This is a genomic window from Corynebacterium sp. KPL2734 (genome assembly GCF_040225595.1).
Classification (GTDB): Bacteria; Actinomycetota; Actinomycetes; order Mycobacteriales; family Mycobacteriaceae; genus Corynebacterium; species Corynebacterium rhinophilum.
In genome coordinates this window covers 1-24290 of sequence record NZ_JBEHFO010000012.1, presented here as the reverse complement: position 1 = coordinate 24290, position 24290 = coordinate 1, and the positions used below count along the sequence as shown (strand labels likewise).

21 protein-coding genes are annotated in these 24290 nt (G+C 62.5%); 10 read left to right on the top strand and 11 right to left on the bottom strand.

Going from position 1 to position 24290, the window contains the following annotated elements; all coding sequences use genetic code 11:
• The first annotated feature begins 36 nt into the window (after positions 1-36).
• On the top strand, positions 37-1173 hold the full coding sequence (locus ABRP88_RS08405; protein ID WP_349836933.1) for an HNH endonuclease signature motif containing protein: 1137 nt from the start codon (positions 37-39) through the stop codon (positions 1171-1173).
• 169 nt (positions 1174-1342) lie between these two features.
• On the opposite strand, the gene rlmB is transcribed toward ABRP88_RS08405, so the two are convergent.
• Genes rlmB through ABRP88_RS08380 form a run of 5 tightly spaced genes read right to left on the bottom strand, consistent with a single transcriptional unit; the run spans position 1343 to position 5578 of the window.
• Positions 1343-2293 carry a 23S rRNA (guanosine(2251)-2'-O)-methyltransferase RlmB gene (gene rlmB / locus ABRP88_RS08400; RefSeq protein WP_349836932.1) on the bottom strand — a complete coding sequence of 317 codons (951 nt, stop codon included), beginning with the start codon at positions 2291-2293 and terminating at the stop codon, positions 1343-1345.
• Positions 2294-2353: 60 nt separating this feature from the next.
• The gene (cysS, locus tag ABRP88_RS08395) at positions 2354-3784 is read right to left on the bottom strand and encodes a cysteine--tRNA ligase (protein WP_349836931.1); all 1431 of its coding nucleotides are present in this window, start codon (positions 3782-3784) and stop codon (positions 2354-2356) included.
• Between the two features lie 31 nt (positions 3785-3815).
• A complete protein-coding gene (gene ispF / locus ABRP88_RS08390) occupies positions 3816-4304 on the bottom strand; it encodes a 2-C-methyl-D-erythritol 2,4-cyclodiphosphate synthase (protein ID WP_005279548.1) in 489 nt (162 codons plus the stop codon).
• Entirely contained in the window at positions 4297-5022 is a 726-nt protein-coding gene (gene ispD / locus ABRP88_RS08385) for a 2-C-methyl-D-erythritol 4-phosphate cytidylyltransferase (RefSeq protein ID WP_349836930.1), read from the bottom strand. Before ispD ends, ispF begins: the two co-directional genes overlap by 8 nt.
• Positions 4994-5578 (bottom strand): CarD family transcriptional regulator, encoded by a 585-nt coding sequence (locus ABRP88_RS08380; RefSeq protein WP_005279544.1) that lies wholly within the window; start codon positions 5576-5578, stop codon positions 4994-4996. The genes ispD and ABRP88_RS08380 overlap by 29 nt, the downstream gene beginning before the upstream one ends.
• 192 nt (positions 5579-5770) lie before the next feature.
• Here ABRP88_RS08380 and ABRP88_RS08375 point away from each other — a divergent pair, with 192 nt between their 5' ends.
• Both ABRP88_RS08375 and radA read left to right on the top strand, forming a co-directional pair.
• Positions 5771-6370: a hypothetical protein gene (locus ABRP88_RS08375; protein ID WP_296089066.1), complete on the top strand. Its 600-nt coding sequence runs from the start codon at positions 5771-5773 to the stop codon at positions 6368-6370.
• Between the two features lie 84 nt (positions 6371-6454).
• Entirely contained in the window at positions 6455-7819 is a 1365-nt protein-coding gene (gene radA / locus ABRP88_RS08370) for a DNA repair protein RadA (RefSeq protein WP_349836929.1), read from the top strand.
• Positions 7820-7951: 132 nt separating this feature from the next.
• Here the strand turns inward: radA and ABRP88_RS08365 are convergent, their stop codons facing one another.
• Together ABRP88_RS08365 and ABRP88_RS08360 are read right to left on the bottom strand one after the other, a co-directional pair.
• Positions 7952-8671 (bottom strand): hypothetical protein, encoded by a 720-nt coding sequence (locus ABRP88_RS08365; protein WP_349836928.1) that lies wholly within the window; start codon positions 8669-8671, stop codon positions 7952-7954.
• 10 nt (positions 8672-8681) lie between these two features.
• Positions 8682-9341 (bottom strand): carbonic anhydrase, encoded by a 660-nt coding sequence (locus ABRP88_RS08360; RefSeq protein ID WP_284770336.1) that lies wholly within the window; start codon positions 9339-9341, stop codon positions 8682-8684.
• Positions 9342-9376: 35 nt separating this feature from the next.
• Between ABRP88_RS08360 and ABRP88_RS08355 the strand changes: the two genes are divergently transcribed.
• Complete coding sequence (locus ABRP88_RS08355) at positions 9377-10231, top strand: HhH-GPD family protein (protein WP_296089072.1); 855 nt, start codon at positions 9377-9379, stop codon at positions 10229-10231.
• Positions 10232-10335: 104 nt separating this feature from the next.
• On the opposite strand, the gene ABRP88_RS08350 is transcribed toward ABRP88_RS08355, so the two are convergent.
• Complete coding sequence (locus ABRP88_RS08350; protein WP_081443674.1) at positions 10336-10506, bottom strand: DUF4236 domain-containing protein; 171 nt, start codon at positions 10504-10506, stop codon at positions 10336-10338.
• 136 nt (positions 10507-10642) lie between these two features.
• Positions 10643-13477 carry an ATP-dependent Clp protease ATP-binding subunit gene (locus ABRP88_RS08345; RefSeq protein WP_349836927.1) on the bottom strand — a complete coding sequence of 945 codons (2835 nt, stop codon included), beginning with the start codon at positions 13475-13477 and terminating at the stop codon, positions 10643-10645.
• Positions 13478-13693: 216 nt separating this feature from the next.
• On the opposite strand from ABRP88_RS08345, the gene ABRP88_RS08340 reads away from it, so the two are divergent.
• Entirely contained in the window at positions 13694-15031 is a 1338-nt protein-coding gene (locus tag ABRP88_RS08340; RefSeq protein WP_349836926.1) for a serine/threonine protein kinase, read from the top strand.
• 94 nt (positions 15032-15125) lie between these two features.
• Here ABRP88_RS08340 and ABRP88_RS08335 read toward each other — a convergent pair whose 3' ends face one another.
• Positions 15126-16547, bottom strand: coding sequence for an MDR family MFS transporter (locus ABRP88_RS08335; protein WP_284852294.1), 1422 nt, complete (start codon positions 16545-16547; stop codon positions 15126-15128).
• A 97-nt stretch (positions 16548-16644) separates the two neighbouring features.
• Here ABRP88_RS08335 and ABRP88_RS08330 point away from each other — a divergent pair, with 97 nt between their 5' ends.
• Genes ABRP88_RS08330 through crtI form a run of 3 tightly spaced genes read left to right on the top strand, consistent with a single transcriptional unit; the run spans position 16645 to position 20609 of the window.
• On the top strand, positions 16645-18081 hold the full coding sequence (locus tag ABRP88_RS08330; protein WP_349836925.1) for a GuaB1 family IMP dehydrogenase-related protein: 1437 nt from the start codon (positions 16645-16647) through the stop codon (positions 18079-18081).
• A gap of 31 nt (positions 18082-18112) precedes the next feature.
• Positions 18113-18970: a phytoene/squalene synthase family protein gene (locus tag ABRP88_RS08325; RefSeq protein ID WP_349836924.1), complete on the top strand. Its 858-nt coding sequence runs from the start codon at positions 18113-18115 to the stop codon at positions 18968-18970.
• A gap of 55 nt (positions 18971-19025) precedes the next feature.
• The gene (crtI, locus tag ABRP88_RS08320) at positions 19026-20609 is read left to right on the top strand and encodes a phytoene desaturase family protein (RefSeq protein WP_349836923.1); all 1584 of its coding nucleotides are present in this window, start codon (positions 19026-19028) and stop codon (positions 20607-20609) included.
• Between the two features lie 375 nt (positions 20610-20984).
• Here the strand turns inward: crtI and lysS are convergent, their stop codons facing one another.
• On the bottom strand, positions 20985-22562 hold the full coding sequence (lysS, locus tag ABRP88_RS08315; protein ID WP_349836922.1) for a lysine--tRNA ligase: 1578 nt from the start codon (positions 22560-22562) through the stop codon (positions 20985-20987).
• A 294-nt stretch (positions 22563-22856) separates the two neighbouring features.
• On the opposite strand from lysS, the gene ABRP88_RS08310 reads away from it, so the two are divergent.
• The gene (locus ABRP88_RS08310) at positions 22857-23612 is read left to right on the top strand and encodes a hypothetical protein (RefSeq protein ID WP_349836921.1); all 756 of its coding nucleotides are present in this window, start codon (positions 22857-22859) and stop codon (positions 23610-23612) included.
• 266 nt (positions 23613-23878) lie between these two features.
• A complete protein-coding gene (locus tag ABRP88_RS08305; protein WP_502879884.1) occupies positions 23879-24229 on the top strand; it encodes a hypothetical protein in 351 nt (116 codons plus the stop codon).
• Positions 24230-24290: the final 61 nt, after the last annotated feature.

Sequence of the window (24290 nt, the reverse complement as noted above, 5' to 3'; positions counted from 1 at the left end):
TAGCGCGGGCTTGCAGGGCTTCCTAGTCTCTGGGGCATGAACGCGCTGCAGACATTTCTCAGGGGCCTGGCACCCGGCATGGATATCATCGCCGACTGCCACGGCATGTCTGTGCGCGCGCTGATTGCGGCCGGGTGCCCCGATACCACCGCCACCCGCCTGCTCACGCTTGCCGAAACCTACTTCGGCACCACCGCCTTTCGCCGCCAACAACGCGAGTCCATCGCCGCGAGCCGCGCCAATGGGCACAGCCTCACGGCATTGCTTACCATCGAGCGCCACGCCGCCAAGCTGAAGAAAAAGCGCGATGCGTGGGCGCTGCGGCGCGAATTGTGTGGGATGAAGGGAAAGGTCTCGGATATCGATAAGCGGGGCCGCGCCCGCGTCAAAGAGCTCAAGGGCCCCGTGAAGCGCCAGCCCGGCGTGAAGATTTATCGCCGCGCTGACGGCCCCTGGACAATGTCCATTACCGGCCCGTCCGCCGATATCGCCGATATGCACGCCGCGATTGATAAGGACGCCCCGCTTGCCTCTGTGCAGAATATCTTCCACGGCGAGGCCGCCGCCCGCCCCAGCGTGACAACCAATGTCGTGCTTCGCCTCGACGAGCTCGACCGCATCGTCGATTTCGGCTCCGGCTCCCCTTCCGGTTCAAGCTCCAAGCCTGGCTCGAGCTCCAACGCCCGCGCCGGCTCGGGCTCCAACGCCGCTGCTGACCCTAGCGCGAACCTTGGCGCTGACTCTGCCTATGGTTCTGACTCTGACGGCGATGTCGTGGTCCAACTGACCAATGGCGCCACAATGACCGGCGCTGAGCTGGTTCGACGGGCTTTTACCGAGCACGGCTACGTCACGCTCATTCATCCAGTGGAAGGCCCGGTAAACCTCTACCGCACCTCGCGCTTTGCTTCTGCAAAGCAACGCCTGATGGCAGCGGCCGAAAACCCGGTCTGCCCGTGGCCGGAGTGCCGCTACCCCGCCGATGAATGCCAGGTTCACCACCTCAATGCCTGGAAAAATGGTGGCGAGACCAACCCGCGAAACTTGACCATCGCCTGTCCGTACCACAATGGCGTGAATGACGACGATCCCAACGCCCCGCCATTGCGCGGGCACTTAGCCCGGGTCAACGGAACTATCCGGTGGCTGCCACCCTGGGCAGATAATGGTTAATCGTTGCGGCCCACAACGCTTCGCACCCAGTACGTTGTGCCCGCAAAGAACCCAGCGTGCCTTTTGACGCTGGGCTTGCACCCGCGCCGGTGATTCTGAGCGCTCGAAACATGACCAGCATGGCCGCTGGCGATAGTCCGATGCGGCGAGCCGGCAGGGTGAAAATGGGTTATTTTTCGGCGGCGCGGCGCTGGCGCGCAAACTCGGATAGGACCGAGCCCGCGGCGACAGACGCGTTGAGGGATTCGACCCACCCGGTCATGGGAATGGACATGAGGACATCGCAGGTTTCGCTGACCAAGCGCGAAATTCCCTTGCCCTCGGAGCCGATGACGATGACCACGGGGTCCGTGCCGCCTTCATAGGTATCCAACGTGTGATCGCCGCCGGCGTCGAGGCCGACGACTTGGTAGCCGTTTTTCTGGAATTCCTTCACGGTGCGCGTGATATTCGTCGCGCGGGCGACCGGCAAACGGGCAGCGGTTCCGGCCGAGGTGCGCCAGGCCACCGCGGTGACAGAAGCCGAACGGCGCTCCGGGATGATCACGCCATCGCCGCCGAAAGCGGCCACGGAACGGATGACGGCACCCAGGTTGCGCGGATCGGTGATGTTATCCAGGATGACGAACATGCCGGGGCGCGGGTTCTCGGCGGCGTTGGCAATCAAATCCTCCACCGCGGCGTACTTGTACGGCGGAATCCGCAAGCCGATGCCCTGGTGCATGCCATTTCCCGTCATGCGGTCCATCTCGTGGCGCTGGACCTCGATGATGGGGATATTGCGGGTATTGCACATGGACACTGCCTCGGAAAGCCGCTTATCATTGCGAGTTCCGGCAGCGATGTAGAGCGTGGTGGCTGGCACCTTGGCGTGCAGACACTCGATGACCGGATTGCGGCCCACCACCATCTCTGCGGTTTCTTTCTGGTGACGCCCAGAGTTGCGGCGCTCACGCTCCAGCTTCGCCTTGTGCTTGGCGTGGTAAACGCGGTCGTCGGCCTTCGGGGTGGGGCCCTTGCCTTCTAGGCCCTTGCGGCGCTGGCCGCCGGAGCCTTTGGTAGCGCCCTTCTTATTCGTCTTGCGGATGCCCGCGCCACCGCGGCCATGGGTTCGTGCCATCGTTTCAGTCCTTTCGAGGAAACCGTTCAATAACCAGCGGAAATAACAGCGAAACGCTGCTTAGCGCTGGGTCAACGACCACGTGGGGCCGTCTGGGGTATCGGTAATGGTAATGCCGGCGGTAGTGAGGCGGTCACGCACGGCATCGGCAGTAGCGAAGTCTTTTTCTGCGCGGGCCTGCGTGCGCCGTTCCAGTTCTGCCTGGACCAGCGCACCGAGCGCCGCGTCTGCCCCGCTAGCTTCGCCTCCATCTTCCCACTCCAGCGGGTCAAATCCAAGTACGTGCGCCATCCCGCGCACCTGGGCGGCCTTCGCGCGGGCGGCGTCCTCGTCCCCGGCGGCCAGGTCCTTATTACCCGCGCGCACGGTGGTGTGGATGGCGGCCAGCGCCTTGGGCACGGCAATATCATCATTCATGGCGTCCTCGAAGTCCGGCGTCCAGTCACCGCGTTCGACGCCTGCAAAGCGCTTGACGAAGTCCTCAATCCGCCGATAGCCCGCCGCCGCCTCCGTCAACGCGGATTCGGAGTATTCCAGCACGGAGCGGTAATGCGCAGAGCCTAGGTAATAGCGCAGCTCCACTGGGCGCACGAGCTCTAGCATATTCGAGATGGAAAGCACGTTGCCGAGCGATTTCGACATCTTCTCGCCGGCCATTGTCACCCAGTGGTTATGCATCCAGTAATTGGCAAACTTATCGCCAGCCGCGTGCGATTGCGCGATCTCGTTTTCGTGGTGCGGGAATTGCAGGTCCAGGCCGCCGCAGTGGATATCGAAATTGGAACCCAGGTAGTACGTCGACATGGCAGAGCACTCCAAGTGCCAGCCCGGGCGGCCGCGCCCCCACGGGGTGGGCCAGCTCGGCTCGCCCGGCTTCGCGGCCTTCCACAGAGCGAAGTCCAGCGGGCTGCGCTTGCCCGCGTTGTCTGACTCGCCTTGTTCCATCTCCTCGACGCGGTTGCCGGACAGCGCGCCGTAGTCGGATCCTTCCGCCTTGGTCCAGGCCTCGACATCAAAGTACACGGAGCCGGCTGCATCGGCGGGGGTGTCTTCGGCGTCTTGCGCGGGCGCGGGGACGGGGTAGGCAAAGCCGGCATCGATAAGCCGCTGCATGTACTCGACCATCTGGGTGACAAAGCCCGTCGCGCGCGGCTCCACGGACGGCGGGAGAACGCCGAGCAGGTTATAGGCCTTGGTGAACTCGCGCTCGTAGGTGGACACCCACTCCCACCAGGGGCGATTATTCTCGGCGGCCTTGGTAAGGATCTTGTCATCGATATCGGTGACATTGCGCACGAGCGCGACGTCATAGCCTTGCGCGAGCAACCAGCGGCGCAGGATGTCGAAAGCCACGCCGGAGCGCAGGTGGCCGATGTGCGGCTGCGCCTGCGGGGTGGCGCCACACAAGTAGATGGAGGCATGGCCGGGGCGAATCGGCTCGAAGTCGCGTTGGCTGCGGGTGGCTGTGTCAAAAATGCGCAAAGTACTCACGCCACCCAGTCTAAATCACCCGTGCGCGGGGTTAGTGTTGGCGCCGCCAGACAACGGCCGTTGCTACCGCCGCGCGGCCCTCTTTGCGGCCGGTAAAGCCCAAATGGTCGGTCGTGGTGGCGGAAATAGAAACATCCGCGCCGAGGATTTCCGAAAGCACGGCCTCGGCCTCCTCGCGGCGCGGGCCCATCTTCGGCGTCTGGCCAATGAGCTGGGCTGCGGCATTGCCGATGATAAAACCTTCCGCTTCCAGCAGCTCGCGGCACTCGCGCAGGAGCTGGGCGCCGGACACACCATCGTATTCGGGCCGGCCCACGCCCACGAAGGAGCCGAGATCGCCGAGGTGGGAGGCGGAGAGGAGGGCATCGACAAGCGCATGGGCTACGACGTCGCCGTCGGAGTGGCCCTCGCAGCCGGGGGCGTCATCGAAAAGCAGCCCGGCAATCCAGCAGGGCTTACCGGCTTCAATCTGGTGGGCGTCGGTCGCGATGCCGACGCGGGGGATGATGGGCTCAGTCATGCTGCTCCTCTGCAAGGGCGCGGGCCAGGGTCAGGTCCGTGGGGGTGGTGATTTTGAAGGCGAGGATATCGCCCGGCACGGTCTCCACGCGCTGGCCGTGCCATTCCATCAGGCTGGCATCGTCCGTGGCGGTGAAATCCGGCTGCTTGCGCCAATAATCCAGGTTGGCCTGGCGCAGCGCGGCGAGGCGGAACCCCTGCGGGGTCTGCACGGCGCGCAAGCGGGCGCGATCGGGGGTGCCAATGACGGTGTCACCGGCGACTTCCTTGATGGTATCGGTCACGGGAACCACCGGGACAACGGCGGGCACACCGGCAAGGATACGCCGCGCCACGCGCTCGACCACCGCGGTGGGCGTGAGCGCGCGGGCGGCATCGTGGATGAGCACCACGGCGTCCTCGTCCGGAATGGCCTGCAGCCCGGCCCAAATGGAATCGGCGCGCTCGCCGTGCCCATGCACCAGGCGCACCGGGATATCTGCGCCCACGCGCTTGACGATGCCCCCAGCTTCCCCCTCCATAGCCGGGCTCACCACCGCAATGACCTCGTCCACGAGGCCGGAGTTGGCCATGGTGCGTATGGATCGCTCCAGCAGGGTGCGGCCGTGCAGATCGACGTAGGCCTTGGGCACCTGCGCGCCGAGGCGGGTGCCTTGCCCGGCCGCGGCGATTAAGGCGATAACGCGGGGTTTAGTCTTCGTCGTCGAAGGAGAGGTCATCGAGATCGATGTCGTTGTCGATATCGGTGGTAATGGACTGATCATCGACCAAGCCGGCGGCGCGGTGGCGCTCGATGGTGGCGTCGATTTCTTCCATCATGGTATCGGCCTTTTTGTCATCGACCGGCTGCGCCAGCGCCAGCTCGCCCACCAGGATGGTGCGGGCCTTGCCCAGCATGCGCTTCTCGCCGGCGGACAGGCCGCGGTCCTGGTCGCGGCGCCAGAGATCGCGCACCACTTCTGCCACCTTGTTGATATCGCCGGACGCAAGGCGCTCCTGGTTGGCCTTGTAGCGGCGGGACCAGTTGCCGGCCTCTTCCACGTCTTCATCGCGCAGCACGGAGAAGACCTTTTCCAGGCCCTCCTTGCCCACGACATCGCGCACGCCGACGTTATCCGCATTCTTCTTAGGCACGCGGACGACGAGATCGGATTGGTTGATGTGTAGCACGAGGTATTCCAGCTCTTCGCCGCCCATTTCGCGGGTTTCGATATCCTCGATGACCGCCGCGCCGTGGTGCGGGTAGACGACGACCTCGCCGACCTTATATTCCATTGCCACTCCTTATAATCCCGTGAATATGCCGATAACTAAGGCCGCCATTTTATCACGCGCGCCATGCCCGCCACCGGATGCCCCCGATTACCCCCACAGACTACCCGCTAGGTTAGCGAGAAACTGTGTACTTTATATCGAAAGGGACTAGGCTAAAGATTTGATAAGCCCTGAGATCGCAATTGATGGAGGATGCTCAACGTGCAGTCCCTGAAGTCCGCCGCCCGTCGCGGTGCCATTATTTCCGTTACCGCCGTCTCCGCTTTGGCGCTGGCTTCTTGCTCGGCAGGCCACGTCGCCCAGACGGCAGAGAAGGTAGCTGCGGTTGATGGCGCTTCTGCCAGCACCGATGACGAAAAGATTGCCGTCCGTGATGTCACCATCCTGACAGAGCCAGACGGTGGCGCCGCGTTGAAGTTCAACGCCGTCAACCAGGGCTATGAAACCGATGTCATCACCTTGAAGTCCGTGAAGGTCGACGGCCAGACCGTCGAGATGAAGCAGACCCAGCCGCTCAAGCGCGATCACTCCATCGTGGCAGACTCCCAGGAGAACCTGGACGCCACTCCGGATCACGATTCCGAAACCGTGCAGTACGTAGCCACCCACCTGGATAACGATGACTTTGGCTACGCCGGCCACCGCCCGGTTACCTTCGAGTTCTCCAACGGGTCCATCGAGGTCGACGCCACCGTCGCCGCCTCCCAGATGGAGTCCGGTAAGTACGACCGCGACGTGGAATCCCCAGAGGGCTACACCACCGACGCGAATACCGGTAACTCGCACCACTAATCGCCCACCACACGCGCGCCCTACTCTTTCCGCGGAGTACGGGCGCGTTCGTCGTTTTGGCCGCCACGTTCTAGGCTCTACATCATGGCCAAAAAATCTCGCCCCATCCACACCTGCTCCGAATGCGGTTATGTCTCCCCCAAGTGGCTCGGGCGCTGCCCGGATTGCGGTTCGTGGGGGACGATGGAGGAAAAGGCACCGGTGGTGGCGGGGGCATCGGCAAGCGGTGGGCATAAGGGCGTGGCGCCGACGAGCCCGGTGCAGCCCATCACGCAGGTGGGCGCGCAGGCGACGAAGACGGTGCGCACGGGCATCGGCGAACTTGACCGCGTGCTGGGTTCCGGCATCGTGCCGGGATCGGTGGTGCTCATGGCCGGCGAGCCCGGCGTGGGCAAATCCACGCTGCTTCTCGAGGTCGCCTCCCGGTGGGCCCAGCTCGGCCGCACCGTCCTCTACGCCACCGCCGAGGAATCCGCCGGCCAGGTCCGCGCCCGCGCCGAGCGCACCGGGGCGCTGCAAGAATCGCTGTACCTCGCGGCCGAATCCAACCTGGACGCCGTCTTTGGGCATGTCGATGCCGTCAAACCCGGCCTCATCATCGTGGACTCCGTACAGACCATGCATGCAGTGGGGGTAGAAGGCGTGCCCGGCGGCGTCGCGCAATCGCGCGCCGTGACCGCGGCGCTGACCTCCCTGGCGAAATCCACCGGCATCCCCGTGCTGCTGGTGGGGCACGTGACCAAGGACGGAAACGTGGCGGGACCGCGGGTTTTGGAGCATCTTGTCGATGTCGTCTTAAACTTCGAAGGCGACCGCCAGTCCAGCCTCCGCATGCTGCGCGGGATGAAAAACCGCTTCGGCGCGACCGATGAGGTGGGTTGTTTCGAGCAAACCGCCGGGGGTATTCGGGAGGTCGCGGACCCGTCGGGGCTCTTCCTCTCCCACCGCGGCACGACTCCGGATGGCTCCGCGGTAACCGTTGCCATGGACGGCGTGCGGCCCATCCTCGCCGAGGTCCAGGCGCTGACCGTGGACCCCGTGGCGAAGAACCCGCGGCGCATGGTCACGGGACTCGATGCCAACCGCGTGCCCATGGTGCTCGCCGTATTGCAGGCGCGCGCCGGCCAGCGCACTAACGATAAGGATGCTTATGTGGCCACGGTGGGCGGCATGCGGATTACCGAAACCGCAACCGACCTCGCGGTGGCGCTGGCTACCTGGTCCTCGCTGCACGAGCAGCCGCTGCCGGCGAAGACGGTGGTCATTGGCGAGGTGGGCTTGGCCGGCGAGCTGCGGCCCGTGCCGAATATTGAGCGGCGCCTGCAGGAAGCGGCGCGGCTGGGATACAAGCGGGCGATTATCCCGCGCGGGGAAATCAACCCCGTGGACGGCATGCAGGTGCGGCAAGTCGCAACGCTTGGCGAGGCCCTCGCCGCAGTCCAGCCGTAGTTCAACCGTAACCGGTGATTGGTTCTTGCCAAGCTGTTGCCGAGGGGAGGGCGCTCCGGCGGCGCGGACTCCCGCGCGGGATGCTTCCGCCCGAGCTGGTTCCGCGCGGCCGACTGTAAGGAGGCCGCGCGCTTAGCGGAGGGTGAAGTCCTGCGGCGGGGAGGAATTATCGCCGATAACAGTGTGGGCGAAGTAGGCACCCGGCTCGGCAGTCGGGCGGTCGGTGCACTTGCCCGGTTCGGATGCCTGGCGGGACCATTCGGCCTCGAATTTCAGGTCCTTGCCCGCGGGGAAGGTCTGCTCACCGGTCTGCACGGAGGCGTAGCAATCGGTATCGGACCATACGCGCTGGTTATCGGTCATCTTGTAGACCTCGAAGCGCAGCGAGTTCTCATCTAGGTCGATTTTGCAATCCGCGGCGGTGGGGTTGGTGACGGTCATGAAGAACTTCGGCAGCTCGCCGTCCGGCACGGAATAGTTGAGCATGGAGGTGCGCACCTCCAAGTCCTCAAGCGAGCAGGTGTCCTTCGCGGCGTGCACGGATTCCTCGGGCTCCTTGCTTTCCGATGCCCCCTCTTCCCCATCCTTGGCTTCCGACTCGGAGGCAGGTTCGGATTCGGACTCGGATTCGCTCGTCGAATCCGTGGACGTGGTTGCGGATTCGCTGGTGGTTTCGGCGGAGGTGGTTGCCGCCGAAGACTCTGAGGACGCGGCAACGGAATCGTCGCTATCGCCGCCGAAGGCGGCCACCGCCGCCCAGATCAGCACCACGGCCAGGACGATCACGATGATAAGCGCGGCAACCCGGCGGCGCTTATAGATCTCTTCTGGAAGGGGCTTATTCTGGTTCACGCACTCAATTTTAAGTGGTAGACGCGCCTGGATCCGCTAAGCCGGCTCCGCGTGTCAACTCGACGCCGTAGGAGTGCAACGGCTCCACGCGCGATTCTTCGAGGAGATAGCGGGCGCCGACGATGCCGAAGGAGCCATCGTCAAGCTGCTTGCGCACATTAGGGATGCTGGCCACGACCTGGGTGACGGTTTGGAGGGTGTGTTGACGCTCGACATCGGCAAGCGTGGCGTCAGGCCCCGCAGTCCAAGCGGACGTCGCGACCTTCTCGATGATGGGCCGCTGCAGGCCGATGGGCAGCTCGCCGCCGCGGACAAAATCCACCGCGGCCGCCACCGCACCGCAGGACTGGTGACCCAAGACCACCAACAGGTTGGGGTGCAGGTGGTCGAGCGCATAGTCCAAGGAAGCCAGCACGGAGGCGTCCAGGATGTGGCCGGCGGTGCGGATGACGAAGGCATCGCCGAAACCGATATTGAAGATGTGCTCGATGGGCGCGCGGGAATCGGAGCAGGCCAGGACCACCACGCGGGGATCCTGGCCCTTGGTGAGCCCGTCGCGCTCATAAATCTTGTTGAGATCCATGATGGTGCCGTCGATGACGCGCTGGTTACCGGCCTGGAGGGCCTCCCAGACGGCTTGCGGATTATGGGCAACGTTACTTAATGGCATGAACTACATTTTAATGCCCTAGACTGTCCTGCGAGATGGATACGCACGCACTTCTTTCCTGGTTTGACGCCAATGAACGCGATTTGCCCTGGCGGCGCCCCGGTACCTCCGCCTGGGGAGTGCTCCTTTCCGAGGTCATGAGCCAGCAGACCCCCGTCGCCCGCGTCGCCCCCGTGTGGGAGGAATGGATGCGGCGCTGGCCCACCCCCACGGACTTCGCCCAAGCCTCCCGCGCCGAGGTTCTGCGCGCCTGGGGCAAGCTCGGCTACCCGCGGCGCGCGCTGCGGCTCTGGGAGTGCGCGGGGGTAATGGACGAGGTTCCATCAGACGTGGATGAGCTGCTCGCACTGCCTGGAATCGGCGACTACACTGCCCGCGCCGTGGCGTGCTTTCACTTTGGCCAGAACGTGCCGGTGGTCGATACCAACGTGCGCCGCGTCTATGCCCGCGCCGAGGACGGGAATTTCCTCGCCCCGTCGCCCTCCAAGCGCGAGCTCGCCGCTGTGGCCGCCCTCTTGCCCGAGCGCAACGGGCCGCGGTTTTCTGCTGCGCTCATGGAGCTCGGCGCGCTGGTGTGTACGGCGAAAAATCCCGATTGTAAGCGCTGTCCCCTGCGCGCGACGTGTGCCTGGCAGCTCGCCGGGTGCCCCGAGCCTTCCGCCGCGGAACAATCCCGCGCAAAAAAGCGCGTGCAAAAATTTGCCGGGACCGACAGGCAGGTGCGCGGCAAGATTCTAGACGTGCTGCGCGCCGCCGAACACCCGGTGCCGCAGTCTGCTATCGACGTGGTTTGGCCCGATGCCGCGCAACGTTCCCGCGCGCTGGCTTCGCTGCTTGACGATGGCCTCGCCGAGCAAAACTCCGCCGGCCTCTTCCACCTGCCGGTTTAACCACCTGCCGGTTTAACCACCTGCCGGTTTAACCACCTGACGGTCTAACCACCTGCCGGTTTAACCTCCCGCCGGGCCTATCAGCGTTGAAGCACAGAGAATCGTTAACGCCAACGGCCGCGGAAGTTGAGCCCGCCAGGGAGGTTGACCCACATGCCGCCGCGAGAATTAAAGGTCACCGGGCCAATCTTCGTGGACATGGAAGCACCGGATCCGGAGATGTTTATCCAGCTATTCTTGCCGGTCTTTTTGCGCGAACGATACTGAAGTCCCATAACCGGCCATTTTAGCAATACCCCCGTGCACCACGCTGGGCACATACGAAAACCACCCAAGGTTCGCAGTGGAACCGAGGGTGGTTATGGAGGCCCGCGCGGGCCGGGCCGGGGCGGGGCGAGCCGAGCCGATTAGTTACATCGGTTGGCCAGCGCCTGCTGGTGGCGGGTTCTTGCCATCGTCGTCGGAGTTACCGGGGCCCAGCTTTTCCGATGGCACATCCGGCGAAATGACATCCGGCTCGCCGTTGGTGTCGATGCCGTCATTGTCGGAACCGGAACCGCCGTCCTTTGGACCGTTGCCGTCGCCGTTGTCGTCGTTGGAATCGGAATCGGAGTTATCCGAATCGGAACCGTCGGAGGGATCGTTGTCGCGGACGGAGGCATCGGCAAGCGAAGGCTCATCGATGTCATCCGGCAGCGGCTTCGGGCGCGGGGTAAAGGTGAACGTAGCGCCGGAGTCGTCCTTGGACTCGCCGTCCCAGCCTTCGACGTCGACCGAGATGATTTCGCCGGCGCCAATCTCGCCGAAGAGGATCTTCTCCGAGAGCTGGTCCTCGATATCGCGCTGAATGGTGCGGCGCAACGGACGAGCACCAAGAACCGGGTCGAAGCCGCGCTGGGCCAGGAGGTTCTGGGCCTTATCGGTGAGCTCGATGCCCATATCGCGCTCCTCCAGCTGGGTACCCACGCGGTCAATGAGCAGGTTAACCATCTGCACGATCTGCTCGCGGGTGAGCTGGTGGAAGACCACCACGTCATCGATACGGTTCAGGAACTCGGGGCGGAAGTGTTTCTTCAGCTCGTCGTTGACCTTTGCCTTCATCCGCTCGTACTGGGCGTCCGAATCGTTCTCGCTGGCGCCGGTAAAGCCCAAGCCCACCGGCTTCGAGATGTCCTGGGTACCCAGGTTCGAGGTGAAGATGAGGACGGTGTTCTTGAAGTCGACGACGCGACCCTGGCCATCGGTAAGCCGGCCATCTTCCAGCACCTGCAGCAAGGTGTTGTAGATCTCCTTGTGGGCCTTTTCGATCTCATCAAAAAGCACCACGGAGAATGGCTTGCGGCGAACCTTCTCGGTCAGCTGGCCGCCCTCTTCGTAGCCAACGTATCCCGGAGGAGCACCGAAGAGGCGGGAGGCGGTGAAGCGGTCGTGGAACTCGCCCATATCGATTTGGATGAGGTCATCATCCGAACCGAAGAGGAAGTTAGCCAGCGACTTCGACAGCTCGGTCTTACCCACACCGGACGGGCCGGCGAAGATGAAGGAACCGGAAGGACGGCGTGGATCCTTGAGGCCTGCACGGGTGCGGCGGATGGCGCGGGAGACGGACTTGACCGCCTCGTCCTGGCCAATGATGCGCTTGTGCAGCTCTTCTTCCATGTTGAGCAGGCGGGAAGATTCCTTCTCCGTCAGCTTCAGCACGGGGATGCCGGTCCAGTGCGCCAAGACCTCAGCAATTTGGTCCTCGCCTACCTCGGCGATTTCCTCTAGGTCACCGGAGCGCCATTGCTTTTCCTTCTCGGAGCGCTCTTCGCCCAGCTTGCGCTCGTCATCGCGCAGGCCGGCGGCCTTTTCGAAGTCCTGGGCATCGATAGCCGCTTCCTTTTCCCGGCGAACCTCTGCGATGCGGTCATCGACCTCGCGCAGGCCCTTCGGGGCGGTCATGCGCTTGATGCGCATGCGGGCACCGGCCTCATCGAGGAGGTCGACGGCCTTATCTGGCAAGAAGCGGTCATTGATGTAGCGGTCCGCCAGCTGCGCGGCAGCGTGCAGTGCCTCATCGGTGTAGGACACGCGGTGGTGCGCCTCGTACTTATCGCGCAGGCCCTTCAGGATGAGGAAAGTATCATCCAGCGAAGGTTCATCGACCTGCACCGGCTGGAAACGACGCTCCAGCGCGGCATCCTTTTCGATGTGCTTGCGGTACTCATCCAGGGTGGTAGCACCGATGGTCTGTAGCTCGCCTCGGGCCAGCTTGGGCTTGAGCAGCGAAGCAGCGTCGATGGCACCTTCGGCGGCACCGGCACCGACGAGGGTGTGAATCTCGTCGATGAACAAGATGATGTCACCGCGCTGGTTAATTTCCTTAAGAACCTTCTTCAGGCGTTCCTCAAAGTCACCCCGGTAGCGGGAACCGGCGACCAAAGAACCCAGGTCAAGCGAGTAAAGCTGCTTGTCCTTAAGGGTTTCTGGGACCTTGCCGTTGACAATGTCCAGCGCCAAGCCCTCAACCACAGCGGTCTTACCAACACCGGGCTCACCGATGAGCACCGGGTTGTTCTTGGTGCGACGGGAGAGTACCTGCATGATGCGCTCAACCTCAGACTCGCGACCAACGACGGGGTCTAGCTTGCCGTCCTTGGCTGCCTGGGTGAGGTTGCGGCCGAACTGGTCCAGCACGAGCGAGTTGGAGCGCTCGCCCGAGCCGCCGGAACCACCGCGTCCGCCGGCACCGGCGCCGGAACCTGCGCCCGCGCCGATGGGGCCTGGGGTCTGGTTCGAGTCGCCGCCGCCTTCTTGCTGGCCGCCCTCGTAGCCGGACAGTAGCTGGATAACCTGCTGGCGCACGCGCGGCAGATCAGCGCCGAGCTTCGTCAGCACCTGTGCGGCAACGCCGTCGCCCTCACGGATAAGTCCGAGCAGGAGGAACTCCGTGCCGATGTACTTGTGACCCATCTGCAGGCCCTCGCGCAAGGACAGCTCAAGGACCTTCTTAGCGCGCGGGGTAAAAGGAATGTGGCCGGTGTGCGGCTGGCTGCCCTGGCCGATGATCTCCTCTACCTCACGGCGCACGTCCTCCAAGGAAATGCCCATGGACTCTAGAGCCTTGGCAGCTACACCTTCTCCCTCGTGGATAAGGCCGAGCAGGATGTGCTCGGTTCCGATGTAGTTGTGGTTAAGCATGCGTGCTTCTTCTTGCGCCAAAACGATGACGCGACGAGCACGGTCTGTAAACCTCTCGAACATGACTCCCCTAAACTTTCGCTTCTAATGTGGTACCCACTGTAACGCCGCACACCCCAAAGGATTTCCTCTTTTTGGTCCCCATTGCCCTATAAACGGCCCAAACCGCCCATACTCGCAGCTCACATGGGTGTACGCCGGTAGCGAACAGGGCCTTTTTGCCCTAGAATCTTCTTCATTCTCCCTGTCGTCTCGTAGATACAAAGGAATAAAATAGCCGTGCCGCACCTTCCCGAATTCTTTGCCTCCCAGCACAACCTGCACGAAAAGGCAGTGCTCGATGAGGGGCCCAATTCCACCCTTTTTGCCGTGGAGGACGGTTCCACGCACGAGGAATTTACGGTGGAGATCTTCGCGGCGGGGGTAGAGGGCATCGTCAAGGCCTCTACTGCCCTGCACGGCCTGCACCATCCCGCGCTCGCCGCCCTGGTGGGTTCTGGCACCACCGCGGATGGCCAGGAGTTCTTGGTCCGCAAGGGCTGTAAGGGCACAGCCTTGCCCGCGCTTGCCGATGCCCCCACCAAACCCCGCACCCAAGAAATCCTCACCCCCGTGGCCGGAGCGGTGGATTTCCTGATTAGCCGCAACCGCGCGGATTTCGCCGTCCATGGACTCAAGGCCGAGCGCGTTTTCGTGGATGAGGATAAAGAGGTCGCCGTCCTCGCCGCCGCTGGCCCAGGCGGTGCCAGCACGGCGGAGGAAACCGCCGAGAACGATGGGGAGAAATCGTCGGAGGAAACCGCCGAGAAAGATTCGGAAAAGGCGAAGAGCGCGACGGGTGCCGATGCGGTCCGCGCCTTCCAAAAACTCGTTACCGCCACGTGTCCTTCTTTTAGACCGGACAAGGATTTCTCGAGCGCTAAAGAGGTCGTTAAGGCGCTGCGCCCCGAGCGAGATCTCGATACCTCACAATTCCCGCCGGTGCAGGCCGCAGAGCCCGAGTCCCAGCCGCAACAACAGTTCCCGCCACAACCGCAGCAGCAGTTCCCACCGCAGAACCAGGCCGGGCCGCAGTATCAACAGCAATATCAGCCGCAGTACCAGCAACAGCCGGTACCGCCGATGAATGCGGCCCCGCCAAAGAAGAAGGGCAAGGGCGGGCTCATCGCGCTCATTTCTGTTTTGGCCGTCATCGCGGTGGCCGCCGCGGGCGCGTTGTGGTTCTTCCTGTCCTACCCCAGCTGGGATGACAAGGAAAAGAACTTGGCGGATGCTTATCCGAGCCTGATCGGCTCGCGCAGCGGCCAAGACGGCGCGCTCGGTGCAGAGTGTTCCTCCCGCTCCCCAGAGGATGGACAAGAAGCGAAGATCACCTGCTCGGGAGACGGTTTCGACTACACCGCCGCCTACTACCCCAGTGTGGAAGAGCGCGATGCGGTCCTCCCAAACACTGACCCAGTAGAGCTATCCAACGATAAGTGCACCATCCAAAGCTACGAGGCCTCAACGGATCCGCAGACCTACGTTATGGCCGTGGAAGGTACCCAGTCCATCTTCATGGTGTGGGGCGATGATGCCGAATCCGCGCGGCTAAAGCTACCGCTGTGCGCGCAGTAGGCGCCGGAGGAGAGCTGGCGAGGCTGACCGGTCCGCGCTCTCCCGGCAGGGGTTACTCCGCGCGGCGCGTCGGGCGCCGTGCAACGTCACGGCGCTAGTCGGCGGCGGGCACGCGCTTGAGCAGCGGCGCTAGCACGAGCACGAAAAGCGAGAGCACGCCGGCGAAAAGGAAGGCCCAGTGCGCGCCTTGGGCGGTGGCGGCGGCCTCGCTCATGCCCTCGGCTTGGCCGGACTTGGTGCCGCTGGTCAAAAAGGCCACGAGGAAGGCGGTACCCGCCGCGCCGGCGAGCTGCTGCAGCGTATTCAAGATGGCAGAGCCGTGGGAGTAGAGGTCATCGGGAAGCGAGGACAGCGAGACCGTCATCAGCGGGGTCATCATGAGCGCGATGCCCACGGCGAACAGGATATGCATGCCAATAACCATCCACACCTCACTGTTTTCTGTCAGCAGGGTCATCAGCCAAATGCCGGTAGAAAACATGATGGCGCCGGGAATCAACAGGGGCCGGGGGCCAAGGGCGTCATAAATCCGCCCCACAATCGGGGATATCCCGCCCTGCAAGAGGCCGCCCGGCATGACCACGAGGCCGGTGACCAGCGAGGATACCGCCAGCGAGCTCTGCAGATAAATGGGCAGGATATTCACCGTGCCCAGCAGCAGGGCGAACATGAGCAGCATGGCGATAACCGCGAGGGTGAAATTGCGGACCTTGAACGGGCGCAGGTCCAATAGCGCGCGGTTTACCTTGGCCAGCCGGTGTTGGCGCACGGTAAAGGTAATGAGGGCGAGGATGCCGAGGAGGAGTAGGAGGGCATCGGCAAGCGAGCCGCCCTCCACCATCTTTTCGATGGACGATAGGCCATAAATGAGCCCGCCGAAGGCCAGGGCGGATAAGAATACCGACGGAATATCGAGCGGGGTATCCCTGCGCTCGCCCACGTTGACCAGGCGGAAGTAACCGGCGATGCTAATGGCGGCGATGAGCGGAACCATGGTCCAGAAGATGACGTGCCAGGTCGCCATGCTCAAAATAAACCCGCCGACGGTAGGGCCCAGGGCCGGCGCCACGGAGATGACCACGGTGATAATGCCCATGACGGTGCCGCGGCGTTGCGGTGGAACGAGCGTCATGGCCACGGTCATAAGGGTGGGAATCATCAGCGCGGTACCGGCGGCCTGCAGCACGCGGCCGGCCAGGAGCAGTCCAAAGGCCGGGGCGAGGGCCGCTAGCACCGTGCCCGTCAGGAAAACGCCGGTGGAGGCACCGAAAATCTGCCGGGTGGTGAATTTATCCATCAGGAACCCAGTGGTGGGAATGACCACACCCATGGTGAGCAAGAAGCCGGTCAGCAGCCACTGCGCGGAGGTCGCCGGGATGGAGAAATCCGCCATGATGGTGGGCAGCGCCACCGAAAGCGCGGTTTCATTCAGGATCATCACCATCGCGGAGAGCACCAAGATGGTGAGGTTGGCTATGACCTCTGCGGAGATTTTCGGAGCGGGATTCTGAGACACCAAATCAGGATACTGAGTTGGCTTAACCGGCAAAACTTGGGGCGTATGATTTAGATGTCTTCTACCGCACCCTCGATTCACGTTAGGCAATCCCACAGTGCATTTCCTCAATGATTCCCGCCCACCCTACGAGCTGACCTACTCGGATGTATTTATGGTGCCGAATCACTCGGATGTTGGCTCGCGGCAGGCGGTCGACCTCACCGCGGCCGGTGGCACGGGCAATACCATCCCGCTCATCGTGGCGAATATGACCGCAGTGGCCGGCCGCCGCATGGCAGAGACCATCGCCCGGCGCGGCGGCATGGCCATCCTGCCGCAGGATCTCAGCCTGGAGGCCGCGGCGGAGACGATCGCCTCGGTAAAGGCCGCTGACCTGGTCTATGACACCCCAATCACCATCAAGCCGCACCACACGGTGGGCTATGCCAGCAACCTTTTGCACAAGCGCGCCCACGGCGCGGCCATCGTGGTCGACGGCGCGCTGCCGGTGGGCATCATTACGCCGAAGGACCTGCGCGGGCAGGATAATTTTACCGCCGTGGGCGAGCTCATGACCACGGATTTGGTCACCTTACCGGTGGGCATCGACCCGCAGGAGGCCTTTACCCGCCTGCGCGCAACCTCGCGCAAGCTCGCCCCGGTGGTCAACCCGGATGGCACGCTGGCCGGCATTTTGACGCGCAAGGGTGCGTTGCGGGCGACGATGTATAAGCCGGGCATCGACAAGCAAGGGCGCCTGCACATCGGTGCCGCGGTGGGCATCAATGGTGACGTTGAGGGCAGGGCGCGGGCGCTTGCCGATGCCGGCGCTGACGTCCTCGTCATCGATACCGCCCACGGGCATCAAGACAGCATGCTGGCGGCGCTGCGCAAGGTCAAGGCCCTGGATCTGGGCCTGCCGATTGCCGCCGGAAACGTGGTCACCGCCGCCGGCGTGCGCGAGTTGGCCGCGGCGGGCGCGGACCTTATCAAGGTCGGCGTGGGCCCCGGCGCGATGTGCACCACCCGCATGCAAACCGGCGTGGGCCGCCCGCAATTTTCCGCCGTGCTGGAGTGTGCCGCCGCAGCCCGCGAGGTTGGCGCGCACGTATGGGCCGATGGTGGCGTGCGCGATCCCCGCGACGTGGCCCTGGCGCTGGCCGCGGGCGCGTCCAATGTGATGATTGGCTCCTGGTTCGCCGGCACCTTCGAATCCCCCGGTGACCTGCACAAGGATGCCGATGGCTCGTTCTACAAGGAATCGTTCGGCATGGCCTCGCGCCGGGCTGTGCGCGGCCGCAATTCCGCCACCGAGGCCTTCGAGCGCGCCCGCCGCGAGATGTTTGAGGAGGGCATTTCCACCTCCCGCATCTACCTCGATCCGGAACACGGCGGCGTGGAGTACTTGGTGGACCGCATCATCTCCGGCGTGCGCTCGTCCTGCACCTACGCCGGGGCCGATTCGCTGGCTAGCTTCCACGAGCGCGCCACCGTGGGCGTGCAATCGGCCGCCGGCTTTGCCGAGGGCCAGCCGCGGGCCACCAACCGCTAGGGTGTTTCAGGCGCGTGCTACTTTTGCAAGTATGTTGACTCGCTATGACCAGGCGGCCTCGCGCGCGGCCGCGCAGGTTATGGGGCAGTATTCCACCAGTTTTACCCTGGCCACGCGCCTTTTGCGCGGGCGGGTGCGCGAAGACATCCGCCACCTTTATGCCGTAGTGCGCATCGCAGACGAGCTTGTCGATGGCACCGCGCACCAAGCCAGCATCGATGCTGCCGCCGCGCTCGATGCCTACGAGGCCGCTATCCTAGCGGCGCCGGAGAAAAGGTTGCACACCGATCCCGTCGTGCACTCCTATGCCATTACCGCTAGGCGCTGTGGCTTCCAGCGCCAGCACCTCGTGGCCTTTTTCGATTCCATGCGCGCCGACCTTTCCCAGCGGGAGTATTCCGCCGCGGAACTCGCCGAGTATATCTACGGTTCCGCCGAGGTCATCGGCTTATTGTGCGTGCAGGTCTTCCTGGCGGAAGAAACCGTGTCCGCCGCCGACCGCGCCACGATGGACCGCGGCGCACGCCACTTGGGGGCAGCGTTTCAAAAGATTAACTTCCTGCGGGATTTAGGCGAGGACTCCTCGGTCCTGGGCCGGGCCTATTTTCCACAGGCCGCTGGCGGAGAGCTTTCCGAGGCCGCCAAGTCCGCGCTCATCGCCGATATCCGCCACGATCTCGCTGCCGCCGAAGAATCCATTAACCTCTTGCCGCTATCCGCCCGCTTCGGTGTGCGCGCCGCCGCCGATATCTTTGCCGAGCTCACTAACCGGCTCGCCGCTACCCCCGCCGCGGAGTTAAAAACCACCCGCATATCCGTGCCGAATCGCACCAAGGCGTGGCTGGCCGCCCGTGCGGTGCGTGCGGTGCGTAGGCGCGCGGTGCGGTAATGCACCGCGCGTAGGTAAAGGACCCCGCCGAAGACTGAATCCTAAGGAGAACATCATGCACGCCGTCGTCATCGGGGCCGGCATCGCCGGCCTTGCCACCGCTGCCCTCCTCGGAAAAGAGGGCTATGAAGTTACCGTCGTAGACTCCCTAGACGAGGTCGGCGGGCGCGCGGGCAGCTATGCGGAGGCTGGGTTCCGCTGGGATACCGGACCGTCCTGGTACCTCATGCCGGATGCCTTCGACCACTTCTTTTCCCTCTGCGGCACCTCGACAGAAAAGGAACTGGATCTAGTGAGACTCTCGCCGGATTACCGCGTCTATACCGGCGGCCCCGCCGAATCCGCTACTGGCACCGGCTCGCGCCCTACCCCCGTGGATGTACATTCCGGGACCGATAACGTGGCCCAACTCTTCGAGTCGCTAGAACCAGGCGCGGGCAGCCAGGTGCGCAGCTATTTGGCAGATGCCAGCGACGCCTACAACGTAGCGCTCGATCACTTTTTGTACACCACATTTTCGGCGCCCTTGAACTTGGTGCATGCAGATATTCGGCATCGGCTAGCGCGGATTGCAGCGCTGCTTACTACTAGCTTGCAAAAACACGTCAACGGGCAATTTTCGGATACGCGCCTGCGCCAGATCCTGAGCTACCCAGCGGTTTTTCTCTCCTCCGAGCCTGCCGCGGCCCCAGCGCTGTATTCCCTTTTAAGCCATACTGACCTGGTGGAAGGTGTGCGCTACCCCCTCGGCGGATTCCACGCAGTGGTGCAGGCCATTTGCCGCCAAGCAGAAAAATTCGGCGCCACCTTCCGTTTGGGTGAAGAGGTCACCGCCATCACCACCACCGGTGGGTCCTCTACCCGCGCCACCGGCGTCCGCACAACGAACGGGCACATCGATGCCGATATTGTGGTCTCGGCTGCTGACCTGCACCACACCGAAAATCAGCTGCTGCCCCGGAAGCTGCGCACCTATCCGGAGCGCTACTGGGCCCGCCGCAATCCGGGGCTGGGTACCGTGGTGGTACTCGCCGGCGTGAAGGGGAAGCTCCCGCAGTTAGCTCACCACACCTTTTTGTTCAGCCAAGACTGGGACCCCGATTTCCGCGCGGTCTTTTCCGCGCCGGAAACGGAACGTCCCCTCGGTGCCTCTGAGTCCATCTACATTTCGAAGGTTTCGGCCACTGACGCGGATGTCGCACCAGAAGACCACGAAAATCTGTTCTTCCTCATCCCCGTCCCCGCTGCAGAAGCCTACGGGCACGGCGATGCCTACCATCCCGAGGCTTCCCCGCGCGTTGCTGCTATTGCCGATGCCGCCCTCGACCAGCTTTCCCGCACCGCCGATATTCCTGACCTCCGCGAGCGAATCACCATCACGCGCAGCCTTGGACCAGCCGATTTTGCCGAGCGCTATCACTCCTGGTCAGGTGGCGCTTTGGGGCCAGCACATACGCTATTTCAATCTGCGTTCTTCCGCGGGCGCAATGCCTCGCGCAAGGTGGCCGGCCTCTACTACGCCGGTGCGACCGCCGTGCCGGGCGTCGGCGTGCCGATGTGCCTGATCTCTGCAGAAAACATTATCAAGCGCCTGCGCGGCGATACCTCCGCTGGGCCGCTTCCCACAGATGGCGCCTGAGAACACTAGGTATTCTTTGTCGCTCGCTCTTCGCGGCGCGGCCTCCGATGCGCAACGCCTTCCGTTCGGCCTCGATTGTGGAGCCTCTGATGCGCAACCTCCTTTGTGCAACCTCCGATGCAATAGGTCCTCGGTGATAACTGAGCAAACTCGGCCCTGAGATGTAGCATTTTTCGCTCAGATATCACCGAGGAGGTTGCACTTTTGTGAAACCGATAGAACTAGGCAGAAGTAGGCGTGCAACTAGGGCTGCGAGGCACACGCGGCGGGTGCAATGGGTAAACAAAAAGGCTGCAGCCAAAGGAAGGCTGCAGCCGGTGTCGGGGCGCTAACGTGTGCCCGCGTGGGCGGGCACCGAGTGGGCGCCGGGTATGGCTACTTCTGTTCTGGTTTTACCAGCGGGAAGAGCACGGTCTCGCGGATGCCCAAGCCGGTCAGGGCCATGAGCAGGCGGTCCATGCCCATGCCGGTACCAGCCGTGGGCGGCATGCCCTGTTCCATCGCGGCGAGGAAGTCTTCGTCCAAGACCATGGCTTCCTCATCGCCGCCGGCGGCAAGGCGGGCCTGATCCTCGAAGCGCTCGCGCTGGACAACGGGATCGACAAGCTCCGAATAGCCGGTGGCCAGCTCGAAGCCGCGCACGTAAAGGTCCCACTTTTCGGTCACGCCGGGCTCGGAACGGTGCTGGCGGGTAAGCGGGGAGGTCTCCACCGGGAAGTTCTTCACAAAGATGGGGCCTTCCAGTTGGTCCTCGCACAAGACCTCCCAGATTTCCTCCACCAGCTTGCCGTGGCCCCAGCCTTCACCCTTCGGCACGTCGAGGCCGATGACCTTGGCAATTCCCTTCAGGGTCTCCACGTCGGTATCGATGGTGACCTCCGGCTGGCCGGGGAACTTGCGCTGCAAGGCCTCATTCAGGGAAGGATACATCTCGATTTCGGGCCATTGATCGCCGCCGAAGTCGAAATCGGTGCCGTCGGCAAGCGTGACGGTGGTGGAACCAAAGACCTCGCGAGCCACGGACTGGATGGACTCGCGGGTCATGCGGGCGCAATCATTGTAATCGCCCCAGGCGGCGTAGGTCTCCAGCATGGCGAACTCCGGCGAGTGGGAGCGGTCCACGCCCTCATTGCGGAAGTTGCGGTTGATTTCAAAGACGCGGTCGATGCCACCGACGACGGCGCGCTTCAAGTACAGCTCCGGGGCAATGCGCAGGTAGAGGTCAATATCGAGCGCATTGGAGTGGGTGATAAACGGGCGAGCGGCCGCACCACCGTGCAGGGTCTGCAGCATCGGGGTTTCGATCTCTACAAAGTCCTGGCTTTCCAGGTAATTGCGCAGCGCGCGCATGACCTTCACGCGCACCATAGCGTTCTTGCGGGCCTCTTCGCGGATAATGAGGTCGTTATAGCGCTGGCGCACGCGGGTATCTTCAGCCATATCCGCGAAGGACACCGGCAGCGGGCGCAGGGACTTGGCCGCCATGGTCCATTCCTCAGCCATGATGGACAGCTCGCCGCGGCGGGAAGCAACCACGTGGCCGCTAACGGAGATGAAGTCGCCCAAGTCCACGTCGGACTTCCAGGCATCGAGGCGCTCCTTGCCCACCTTGGCCTGCGAAAGCATAGCCTGCATCTGGGTGCCATCGCCGTCCTGCAAGGTGGCAAAGCACAGCTTACCGGTATTGCGCATGAAGATAAGGCGGCCAGCGATGGCGTGGGTGACCTCGGTTTCCTCGCCGGGCTCCAGGTAGGTCACGCCCTCTTCATTGCCCGGCTCTTCGCCCTCGGCCACTACGCGGAAATCATGGCGCAGTTCCTTAAGCGCGATGGTGCGCTCGACGGATACCGGGTAGGCCTCCACGCCGGATTCGAGCAGGCGGTCGCGCTTTTCGCGGCGGATGCGCAGCTGCTCAGGGACATCGTTTACTTCAGTATTCTTCTGCTCGTTCACGTTAGCCAAGGGTAGTCGATCCCGCCCGCTACCCGCGATTTGGCCCAGCCATGTCTGCCAAAGCAACGAAAGAGCGCACAGACAGCAAGTACACACCATGACGCTGTATCGACCGAGAACATTAACGATTCCTACAAAATATCGTTTAATCCTCGTTTAAGCCTGCGCTTCCCCACCTATAAAAAGAATCCGGCCCTGAGATAGCCTCTCAGCGCCGGTATTCTGTAGCTGCGGGTACTGTCCCGCTTTATAGCCAAAATATTATACCTATCCTAAAGGAAAGGCAAGTGTGCTATGCCTAAACTGACATATCGTGCGGCTAGGCAAATAGAGCAGGCTATCCCTCCTGCGCGCTTCCAGACATATAAGCAAGCCACGCTAGGGCTTGTTGAGGCAGCTCAGCTTTATCTATGGAATATACAAGCTTCCAGCGCGGTTACCGAGCTAACGGGGATAGTCGAAGTCTTGCTCCGCGAGACAATCGATATGCGTCTCCGTAAATGGAATGCTGCTCTCGGAGGTCATGAAGATTGGATTGTGAATCCGGCTCCAAAGATTTTGCAACATCTAGTTCGCCCCAATATTCCTGCTTCATGGCAACCTCGAAATACTGCAGATCTATATCCAAAGTGGTGGGAGAAGAAGGCCCTAGATAATTATGCTAAACCTCATCCTGGTAGCCGTTCGGTGAAGTCCATTCCGCCAACTCACGATGATTTGGTGGCGAGTTTGAACTTCGGATCATGGACTAGCATTCTTCCCTCTCCGAGTGCTGGTCCTCGCAACAAACGCGTCGAAATCTGGAACTCAGCACTGTCATCGGGATTTCACGGCGTTCGACGTGAAGCGGTATATCGCTATGCCCATGAACTGCGGTGGATGAGAAACCGAGCTGCTCATCTACGGCCAATGCTCGATATTAATCGTCTCTGGTCTGCGCATCGCTACGCGATACGCTTACTTCGTTCTATGGATACTGATTTTGCACAGATCATTGCGGGTCAAGCTACTCTTCCGACCGTTATTAAGGCCAAGCCGCATACTCTGTGAATATACTCAATAAACCCAAGGGAAAGTTGAATGCCTGAATACCCTGGGAGTTGCCTAGCATTTTCTGCAGCCCAGCCTTCGAGCATAGGATTTGAGATGCTTCCATCGGGCCACTTTAATTACACTCTGCTAATCCTAAGAAGAATAAACCAAGTGACGCTTCGGAGCTAAGGTTTCCTGCGATCGAGCAAACCCAGGAAATCCCGGTTTGATTGGCCCCTAGCTTTAAATAGATCGAAGCTGCTAGTAGTTACTACCATTAAAGCGTGATTACTAACGAACTTCGGGAATTAACAGCCAAAGCAACCGCCCATGCGCAGCGTTTCCAAGACGGAGGTGACCACACCGTAGCCGCAGCTCTCCTGACCAAATCAGGAAAACACGTTCTCGGTTTAAACGCACACCATTTCCTTGGTGGCCCCTGTGGCGAAGTCTCTGCTTTAGCAAACCATGCCGCTAGTTATCCAGGGGATCCCATCCAAGCAGTAGTCGCTATATATGGACCTACCGGACAAGTAATTTCACCCTGTGGTAAATGCCGCCAGGTACTCTTTGATGTCGATCCATCTATCCAGTGTATTGTTCGCGGAAGCAACGGCCTCGGTTGCGTCCGCTAGTGTGGTGTATCTGTAACCCGTGGTAAGCCTCGTGCCGGTGCACAATAAGGCGACCATCACG